We start from the raw sequence: 8,749 nt of genomic DNA, 5'->3' as shown, positions 1-8,749 counted from the left end.
TCGGCGACGTTGCGGTGGGTGACGGCGACGCCCTTGGGGACGCCGGTGGAGCCGGAGGTGAACATGGCGTACACCGGCTGGTCCGGATGCACCCGCACCGCCGGGGGACCCGCGTCCGCGCCGGTGCCGTCCAGGTCGGCCGTGCGCAGGAGCCGGGCTCCGGACGGCAGCCGGAGGCCCGCGAGGTCGGTGTCGGTGAGGAAGAACCCGATGCCCGACTGGGCGACGATCAGCTGGACGCGGTCCACGGGGTAGCGGGTGTCGAGCGGCACGTACGCGGCGCCCGTCTTCACCACCGCGAGCGTGGCGACGACCGCCGCCACCGACCGCTCCTGGAACAGCGCGACCCGGCCGCCCGTGCCCACCCCCTCCGCGATCAGCCGGTGCGCCAGCCGGTTCGCCCGCTCGTCCAGCTCCCGGTACGTCAACTCCTCGTCCCCGTGCACGACGGCCACCGCGTCCGGAGTGCGGGCCGCCTGCGCGGCGAACAGCTCGCCGAGGGCGGCGTCCGCGCTCCCGGTGAGCAGGCCCGCCCGCCCCGCGAGCAGCAGCTCCCGCTCGCCGCGGGAGAGCAACTCCAGCTCCGCGACCGGGAGATCGGGCGTCTCGGCGGCCGCCGTGAGCAGGCGTACGAGCCGGTCCGCGACCGTCTCCACGGTGCTCGCGTCGTACAGGTCCGTCGCGTACTCGACCGTGATGTCCAGGCCGCCCGGCGCCCCGTCGGCGCCCCGGTGCTCCGCGAAGGAGAAGGTCAGGTCGAACTTGGCGGCCTGGAGCCAGCCGAACTCGGCGCGGGTGTCGAGGCCGTCCGCGACCAGCGTGGGCGTGGCCGCGTCGGTCAGGGTCAGCATCACCTGGAACAGCGGGTGCCGGGCCGCGGACCGCTCGGGGTTGAGGGCTTCGACCAGCCGGTCGAAGGGCAGGTCCTGGTGGGCCCAGGCGGCCAGGTCGGTCTCCCGGACCCGGCCCAGCAGCTCCCGGAAGCTCGGGTCGCCGCTCAGATCGGTGCGCAGCACCAGGGTGTTGACGAAGAACCCGACCAGGTCGTCCAGCTTCTCGTCCGTGCGGCCCGCGATCGGGGAGCCGAGCGGGATGTCCCGGCCGCCACCGGAGCGGGCCAGCAGCGTGGACACCGCGGCCTGCGCCACCATGAACACCGAGGCGCCGGACTCGCCGGCCAGCGCCGCCAGCGCGGCGTGCACCCCCGGCGGGCAGTGCACGGTGTGGGTGGCGCCCCGGTAGGAGGCGACGGCGGGCCGCGGCCGGTCCGCCGGGAGGGTGACCTCCTCCGGCAGCTCGGCCAACGCCTCCCGCCAGAAGGAGAGTTGTCCCTCCCCGCACTCCGCCAGCAGCCTCTCCTGCCACAGCGTGTAGTCGGCGTACTGGGCGGGCAGCGGCTCCCAGGCGGGGCGCTGCCCGCGCGCACGGGTCGTGTACGCCGTGCTCAGGTCCCGCATCAGCGGCTGGTAGGACCAGCCGTCGGACACGATGTGGTGCATCACCACGAGCAGCACGTGCTCCTGCTCGCCGAGCCGGAACAGCGCGGCCCGCACCGGGAGTTCACCGGCCAGGTCGAAGGTCCGCGCCGCCTCGGCCGCCAGCAGCGCGGGTGCCGTCGCCGGGTCGGCCCCGATGACCGGCAGCCGGGTGCGGACCGAGTCCGCGGGCAGCACCCGCTGGTACGCCTGGCCCTCCTCGGTGCCGAAGACCGTGCGCAGGCTCTCGTGCCGGCCCACCACATCGGTGAACGCCGACTCCAGCGCGGCCGCGTCGAGTTCGCCGCGGATCCGCACGGTCAGCGGGATGTTGTACGTCGCCGAGGGGCCCTCCAGCTGGTCCAGGAACCACAGCCGCTGCTGGGCCGCCGACAGCGGGAGCAGCCGGGGCCGCTCCGCGGCGGCCGTCAGCTCGGGGCGCCCGGCCCCGCCGCCGTCGGCCGCGATGTACTCGGCGAGCAGCGCCACCGTCGGATGCTTGAAGAACTCCCGCAGGGTGAGCTGGACGTCGAACGTGGCGCGGACCCGGCTGACCAGCCGGGTGGCGAGCAGCGAGTGGCCGCCGACACCGAAGAAGTCGTCGTCGATGCCGATCGAGGGCCGGCCCAGCGCATGCGCGAACAGCCCGCTCAGCACCTCCTCGACGCCGTTGCGCGGGGCCCGGCCGTCCGCCTTCACCGCCGTGACCGGCGCGGGCAGCGCCCGCCGGTCCAGCTTGCCGTTGGGCGTCAGCGGCAGCACGCCGAGCGGCACGATCGCCGAGGGGACCATGTACTCGACCAGCTCCCGGCCGGCGTGCCGCAGCAGCTCGGCGGTGTCGACGGAGCCCCCGGCGGCCGGGACCACGTACGCCACCAGGCGCTTGTCGCCCGGCCGGTCCTCGCGGACGATCACCGCGGCCTGGTTCACCGACGGGTGGCCGGTCAGCACCGTCTCGATCTCGCCCGGCTCGATGCGGTTGCCGCGCAGCTTGATCTGCTGGTCGGCGCGGCCCTGGAAGACGATCTCGCCGTGCTCGTTCCAGGCGGCGAGGTCACCGGTGCGGTACATGCGGCTGCCGGCCGGGCCGTACGGGTCGGCGGTGAAGCGCTCCGCGGTCAGGTCCGGACGGCGGCTGTAGCCCTGCGCCAGGTGCGTGCCGGCGACGTAGAGTTCCCCGGTCTCGCCGGGGGCGGTGTGCCGCAGGTCCGCGTCCAGGACGTACATCGCGGTGTTGGCCATGGGGACGCCCAGGTGCAGCCGGTCCAGGGTGCGCACCTCGGGGGTGAAGGACTGGTAACTGCAGAAGACGGTGGCCTCGGTCGGGCCGTAGACGTGCACGACCGTGGTGTCCGGGCAGCGGTCGAGGACCTTGCGCAGGGCGGTCGCCGACAGCACGTCGCCGCCGGTCCAGATCTCCCGCAGCAGCGCCAGGCTCTCCACGCACTCGCCGGCCATCGCGTCGAAGAGGGCGGTGGTGAAGTAGGCGGCGGTCACCCGGTGCCGGGCGATCGCCTCGCCCAGCTCGCCGATGTCGATCTTCGGGGAGGACAGGACGACGGCGAGACCGCCGCGCAGCAGCGGCACCCACAGCTCGTACGTCGAGGAGTCGAAGGGCAGCGGCGAATAGGCGAGGACCCGCTGGTGGGCCGCGGTGCCGAAACCGGGGTCCAGGGCCAGCTCCACCACGTTGCGGTGGGTGTTGACAACACCCTTGGGGGTGCCGGTGGAGCCGGAGGTGAACATCACGTACAGCGCCTGGTCCGGGTGGACCTCGATCCGCGGCGCGGGCACGGGATCGTGGGCCAGCAGGCCCGCGTCGCTCACCCGCAGCACGGGCAGCTGCCCCGCGAAGGAGGTCTCCGCCGGGTCCTGCCGGTCGGTCACCAGCAGCACGGCGGACGTGTTGTCGAGGATCCAGCTCTGCCGCTCGTCCCGCTGCCGCGGGTCCAGCGGCACGTACACGCCGCCGGCCTTGAGAATCGCCAGCACGGTGACGACATAGGCCAGGGAGCGGTCGAAGAGGAGGCCGACCGCGGTCGCGGGGCGCACGCCCGCCTCGACCAGCCGGTGCGCGAGGGCGTCGGAGGCACCGTCGAGCTCCCGGTAGGTCAGCTCGCGCTCGCCGCCGACGAGGGCGATCGCGTCCGGGGTGCGGGCGGCCTGCGCGGCGAACAGCTCGTGCAGGGCACCGGCGGGCAGCTCCGTCGCCGTGTCGTTGTACGCGGTGATGTGCGCGGGCGCGCCGTCGGCGCCCGTGGAGAGAGCCGGTTCGGCTTGCGGCTGGGACATCTCGACACCTTCTCGGGAAGCTCGGTTGGCTGGTCTCGCGGCGGGCCGGGAGACCGACGGAGCCACGACGTGAACGGAACGGGGCGGAGCGGGGGTGGAGGCGGGCGGGCTCCGGGATCAGGCGGGCGGCAGCAGGACGTCCTCGGCGTCGAGCGCGTCCACCCGGTACTTGCCGACCGCGCTGATCAGCAGGCGCAGCTCCAGCGCGATGCTCTCGACGAGCCGGACGAGCCCGTCCGCGGCGTCCTCGTCGACCGCGAGCAGCGCGGCCCGGCCGAGCCCGACGGCATGGGCGCCGAGGGCCAGCGCCTTGACGGCCCGCGTGCCCTCCCACATCCGCCCGCTGGCCAGCAGGCAGTTGCCGGTGCGGCCGATCCTCGTCAGGCACTCGCCGAGCGGCAGCCCGACCTGGCCGAGGAACCCGCTCGGCGCCCAGGCCGTGCCCGCCTCGGCACCGTCGACCGTGACGGAATCGGCGCCGGCCGCCCAGGCGGTGGCCGCGGCGAAGGCGACATCGCGGCCGGGGTGCAGCTTCACCCACACCTTCGCGCGCGGGAAGTTGTTGCGCATCAGCCGGATCTGCTGGCGCAGGATCTCCTCGGTGAAGGTGCCGGGGCTGCTGATCCGCAGCACACGGTCGTCGCCGGCGCCGAACACCTCCTCGGTGGCGTACTGCTCGGCGACCCGCTCGGCGGCCGCCCGGCCGAGGACGGTCAGCCCGCCCAGGCCCGGCTTGGCGCCCTGGCCGACCTTCAGCTCGAAGGCGAGCCGGCCGGTGGCCAGCAGCGGCTCGCACACCGGGTCGCTGTAGACGAGGTTCCACACCTCGGCGTCCGCGTCCTCGGTGGACTGCTGCACGACCACGCCGCCGAACTCCTCGTTGCCGCTGTCCGCGGCGGCCCCGGCGTACGCGGCGATCCGGCCCAGCAGCGGCGAGACCTCGGCCTCGCAGGCGGCGCGGTAGCCGTTGACCGGGACCACGTTCTCGCCGACGACCATCGGGATGCCGAGCCGCCCCGCCTGCCGGCCCGCCGCCTCGCCCAGGTCCCGGCTGGCGACCTGGGTGGAGCCGAACGCGGACACGTACAGCGGCAGCCTGGACGCGAACCCGCCGACCGCGGTGTCCAGTTCGACGTCCGTGTAGAGCGGCTCGCGGGCCAGCTCGATCAGCTTCTTCAGCCGCTCGGGCATGAACACCGGCGGCACGATCCGGGAACGCTCCAGCAGGTCCCGCGCGTCCGGCCCGGCCGGCTGGGCGCCGATCAGGCCGCTGCCGTAGTCCGCGAGGGCCGGGAAGGCGGCGGCCGCACCCAGCCGGGCCCGGCGCCGCACCTGCTCCTCGGGGAAACCGGTGGCGGTGAGTACGGTGCTCATGCCGACACCACGCCCGGCAGCTTCGGGTAGGCACTGGCCTCCCACACCGCGGTGCGGCCGGTGACGTAGCGGGTGAAGCGCTCCAGTCCGATGCCGAAACCGGAGCTCGCGGGGATGCCGCGCCGGGCCAGGTCCAGGTACCAGCCGTACTTCGCCGGGTTCTCGCCCGTCTCCCGCATCCGGGTCACCAGGGCCGCGTAGTCGTGCTCGCGCTCGCTGCCGCTGGCCAGCTCGCCGTAGCCCTCGGGCGCGATCAGGTCGAAGTTGCGCAGCACGCCCGGCTGCCGGGGGTCCTCCCGGTCGTAGAAGCCGCGCGAGCCCTTCGGGTAGTCGACCACGAAGAACGGCCGGCTGCTCTTGGCGGAGATGATCTCCTCGCCCTGCCAGTCGATCTCCGCACCGGGGTCCTGCGGGTGGCCCAGCGCGATCAGGTCGGCGGTCGCGTCCTTGTGGGCCGTACGGCCGAAGGCGCCCTCGACCACCTCGCGGAACGCGTCCGTGTCCCGGCCCAGCAGCTCCAGGTCGCCCGGCAGCTCGCGGACCACCTCGCCGACGACGTACGCCACCAGTTGCTCGGCGACCTCCATCGCGTCCTCGCGCCGGGCGTCCCGTATCTCCACGTCGATCTGGTGGAACTCGGCGAGGTGGCGGTGCGTCACCGCCGTCTCCAGCGGCTCCAGGCGGACGTTCGGCGCGATGTAGAAGATCTTGTCGAAGGCCAGCAGGGACGCCTGCTTGTACAGGATCGCGCTGGTCATCAGCTTGTACTTGTGGCCGTAGAAATCGACGTCGACCTGCTTGGAACCGCGGATGCCCGGATCGGTGACGGGTCCGATGACCGGTGGCAGCAGCTCCTGGAAGCCGCGGCCGGTCAGGAACGCGCGGGTCGCGGCCAGCATGCGGGACTGGACCCGCAGGGTGGCGCGGGTGCTCTCCCGCACCAGGTGCGCGTCGGGCGAGGCCGGGAAGGCGGGATTGCTGCTCATGCTGCGACCTCCTGGGTCTGAGGGGTGTCATGGCGGCGCTGCACGAACGACAGCGCGTCGTACAGGCCCGCGGCCGTCAGCCGGCGGCCGCGCCGGGCGGCGTGGCCGAGGGGCATCGCGCCGGTGCGCGACCACACGAGCCGCCCGTCGCCATCGATGGCGCTCCTGGTGCGGCCCGCGTTGTCGGGGTGCAGGCAGTAGGGGACGTCGAGCAGACCGCGGGCGAACGCCTTCAGCAGCGCCCGGCCGGGGTCCGCGTCCAGTTCGAGTACGGCGTCCACGAGGGCGCGGGCCTCCGCGTAGACGGGGTTGTCGGCGAGGTCGGCGCGCGGCGCGGGCCCCGCGTCGTGCCGGGCGGCCGCGCGGCTCGCGACGCGCAGCGCCTCCACGTTCTCCGCCACCGTCGGGATCCGGTGCGCCTCGGCCGTCGTCTTCACGATCAGCCGGGCCGCACCCGTCTCCACGGCGAGTTCGGCGGAGCGTTCGAGCAGGCGCAGGGCGCCGTCCCGAGTGCGGGGATACAGGCCCATGTAGGTGTACAGGACGATGTGCCACTCGGTGTCGGGCAGCAGCTCGCCGGCCAGCCGCCGCAGCGCGTGCACCGCCTCCCGGTCCTGGGCGTGGCTGGTCTGCTGGGCGTAGCTCAGCGAGATGCTGCGCAGGCCCGCCCGGTGGAAGAACAGCGCCTCCAGCGCGCTGATCGCCACCAGCAGCCCCGGCGGGCACAGCTGGCCGAGCATGCAGCCGCCGAAGGTCTCCAGGTGCGGCTCGATCCCGGTCGCCCGCAGGCCCGCCAGCGTCTCGCAGCTCTCCTGCCAGTTGCGCACCGAGTCGAGCAGCGGAGTGCGCCCGTAGGGCAGGCAGTACGACACCGGGCCGCCCTCGGTGGCGTCCAGACCGGTCCGGGCCAGCGCGGCCACGATGCGCTGGGGGCGGGCCGAGCCGTGCCGCACCTGCACCGGGAAGCCCGCGCCGAACGCGTCGTCGAGCACCCAGCCGGAGGTGTGCGGGCTGTAGGAGGTGATCGGGAAGCCGTTGAGCGGCACACCGGCGGCCAGCGCCCGCACCGCGGCGGCCTCGTCGCCCACCCGTGTGTAGCTGTCGATGGTGAGGGTGCCGACGACCGCGTCCGCTGCGCCCTTGGTGGCCAGCAGCCCCGCCCGCATCAGCGCCGGGTCGGAGAACCCCATCCGGGGCTGCACCACGAGCGCGCCGCGGGCCTGCGCCTCGGCGACGAAGCGGCCGAAGGCCGGCGGACGCCCCGAGGAGGCGTTCACCGGGTCACCGCCAGGGATGCGACGAAGGACGTGAAGCCGTCGAGACCGGCCTCCTCGGGGAAGACCGCGTCGAAGCCGGCGTGCGTCAGGTCCGCGGCCTGCGCCCGCTCCTCGCCGTCGACGCCGAGCTTGCCGCCGATGACCGCCGGCAGGCCCGCCAGCTCCCAGCGGGAGCGGACGGCCTCGATGAGCGGGCGGGCGTCGTTGAAGCCGTGCCCGTTGACGCTGCTGACGACCAGCAGGTCAGGCTCGAATTTGCAGCAGGATTCCACGATTTCGTCCCTGGGCACACACGGCCCCAGATTGACGACCTTGTGCCCGAGGTCCTCGAGCAACAGCTGGATGAATACGAGATTCCAGGTGTGCGCATCGGACGGCAGTCCGGTTACGACGACGTCCAGCGGCCCGGATCGAGGGCGATCCGCCCATTCCACAGGCTTCATTGTTCGCTTCGTCCACATCATGGGATGACAGGGGAGAAAGGAGATCCGGTGCGCCGGGGCTTCCTTTCGGACATCACCGTAGTTTCGCGCCGGTGCCGTTTCCGGCGCCCGTGGCGGCAACCGACAGGCAGCCGCACAGCAGTTGGCGGCCGGCTGCCGCCGCCGGGTACCGCGGGGCCCGACACTGGCCGCACCGCACACCCGAGCGAGGAGTTGAGGACATGGCGGACACACTGGAGGACGTGCTGGACCGGGCGCGCGCGGGCATCGACCGCAGCGAGGCCCTGGGGGAGGCGCAAGTCGCCGTACTGGAAGCGGCGTTGAGCCTGGCGCGGGCGAGTAGGCCGCGGCCCGCCGGAACCCCGTCGGACCATGCGGAACTGCTGCGCGAGGCGCTCGCCTCGGTGCGCGCGGCGACCGTCGCCACCGGCATCGCGGTCACCCGCGCCCGCCGGGGCCCGGTTGCCGCCCAACTGCCCGCCGCGCTGCCCGGCAAGGCGCCGGCCCGGCTCTAGCGTCTTTCCCACAAACCGACTTCGCAGAGGTGGACACCATGGCAACGAATCCGTTCGAGGACGCCGACGGCCGTTATGTCGTGCTGGTCAACGACGAGGGTCAGCACTCCCTGTGGCCGGCCCGTATCGAGCAGCCCGCCGGCTGGGAACTCGTGAAGGAAGAGAGCGGAAAGCAGGAATGCATGGAATTCATCGAGACCAACTGGACCGATATGCGCCCGCGCTCGGTCGTCGCCGCGCTGGCCGGCTGATCACGGGTAAAGGGCCGGGGGGGGGGGGGGGGGGGGTCCCCCCCCCCCCCCCCCCCCCTCCTCCCCCCCCCCCCCTCCCCCCTCCCCCCCCCCCCCCCCCCCCCCCCCCCCCCCCCCCCCCCCCCCCCCCCCGTAC

General features: G+C 73.8%; 7 protein-coding genes. 2 read left to right on the top strand and 5 right to left on the bottom strand.

All coding sequences use genetic code 11. The features are described 5' to 3' along the window. From ACZ7EC_RS31070 to ACZ7EC_RS31050, 5 genes are all read right to left on the bottom strand, one after another. Nucleotides 1-3,767, bottom strand: a 3,767-nt coding sequence (locus tag ACZ7EC_RS31070) for an amino acid adenylation domain-containing protein (RefSeq protein ID WP_471067989.1), incomplete at its 3' end; no start/stop codon positions are given. A 117-nt stretch (nt 3,768-3,884) separates the two neighbouring features. Then, nucleotides 3,885-5,141 carry a glutamate synthase-related protein gene (locus tag ACZ7EC_RS31065; RefSeq protein WP_471067987.1) on the bottom strand — a complete coding sequence of 419 codons (1,257 nt, stop codon included), beginning with the start codon at nt 5,139-5,141 and terminating at the stop codon, nt 3,885-3,887. Next, a complete protein-coding gene (locus ACZ7EC_RS31060) occupies nt 5,138-6,127 on the bottom strand; it encodes an asparagine synthetase A (protein WP_471067985.1) in 990 nt (329 codons plus the stop codon). The genes ACZ7EC_RS31065 and ACZ7EC_RS31060 overlap by 4 nt, the downstream gene beginning before the upstream one ends. Beyond that, a complete protein-coding gene (locus ACZ7EC_RS31055) occupies nt 6,124-7,404 on the bottom strand; it encodes a methylaspartate mutase (protein WP_471067983.1) in 1,281 nt (426 codons plus the stop codon). Before ACZ7EC_RS31055 ends, ACZ7EC_RS31060 begins: the two co-directional genes overlap by 4 nt. Beyond that, nucleotides 7,401-7,847: a cobalamin B12-binding domain-containing protein gene (locus ACZ7EC_RS31050; protein WP_471068007.1), complete on the bottom strand. Its 447-nt coding sequence runs from the start codon at nt 7,845-7,847 to the stop codon at nt 7,401-7,403. The genes ACZ7EC_RS31055 and ACZ7EC_RS31050 overlap by 4 nt, the downstream gene beginning before the upstream one ends. Before the next feature lie 221 nt (nt 7,848-8,068). Here ACZ7EC_RS31050 and ACZ7EC_RS31045 point away from each other — a divergent pair, with 221 nt between their 5' ends. Together ACZ7EC_RS31045 and ACZ7EC_RS31040 are read left to right on the top strand one after the other, a co-directional pair. Beyond that, nucleotides 8,069-8,362 carry a hypothetical protein gene (locus ACZ7EC_RS31045; RefSeq protein WP_471067981.1) on the top strand — a complete coding sequence of 98 codons (294 nt, stop codon included), beginning with the start codon at nt 8,069-8,071 and terminating at the stop codon, nt 8,360-8,362. A 38-nt stretch (nt 8,363-8,400) separates the two neighbouring features. Beyond that, nucleotides 8,401-8,613, top strand: coding sequence for an MbtH family protein (locus ACZ7EC_RS31040; protein ID WP_471067978.1), 213 nt, complete (start codon nt 8,401-8,403; stop codon nt 8,611-8,613). Nucleotides 8,614-8,749: the final 136 nt, after the last annotated feature.

It is taken from the genome of Streptomyces sp. NPDC037203 (genome assembly GCF_055605065.1).
The sequence above is the reverse complement of the archived record's forward strand: the minus strand, read 5'-3'. Positions and strand labels throughout refer to the sequence as shown.

Excerpts from the sequence above, each read along its gene's own strand:
- ACZ7EC_RS31065 (WP_471067987.1), bottom strand. The coding sequence starts at position 5,141 with ATGAGCACCGTACTCACCGCCACCGGTTTCCCCGAGGAGCAGGTGCGG.
- ACZ7EC_RS31060 (WP_471067985.1), bottom strand. The coding sequence starts at position 6,127 with ATGAGCAGCAATCCCGCCTTCCCGGCCTCGCCCGACGCGCACCTGGTG.
- ACZ7EC_RS31050 (WP_471068007.1), bottom strand. The coding sequence starts at position 7,847 with ATGAAGCCTGTGGAATGGGCGGATCGCCCTCGATCCGGGCCGCTGGAC.
- ACZ7EC_RS31045 (WP_471067981.1), top strand. The coding sequence starts at position 8,069 with ATGGCGGACACACTGGAGGACGTGCTGGACCGGGCGCGCGCGGGCATC.
- ACZ7EC_RS31040 (WP_471067978.1), top strand. The coding sequence starts at position 8,401 with ATGGCAACGAATCCGTTCGAGGACGCCGACGGCCGTTATGTCGTGCTG.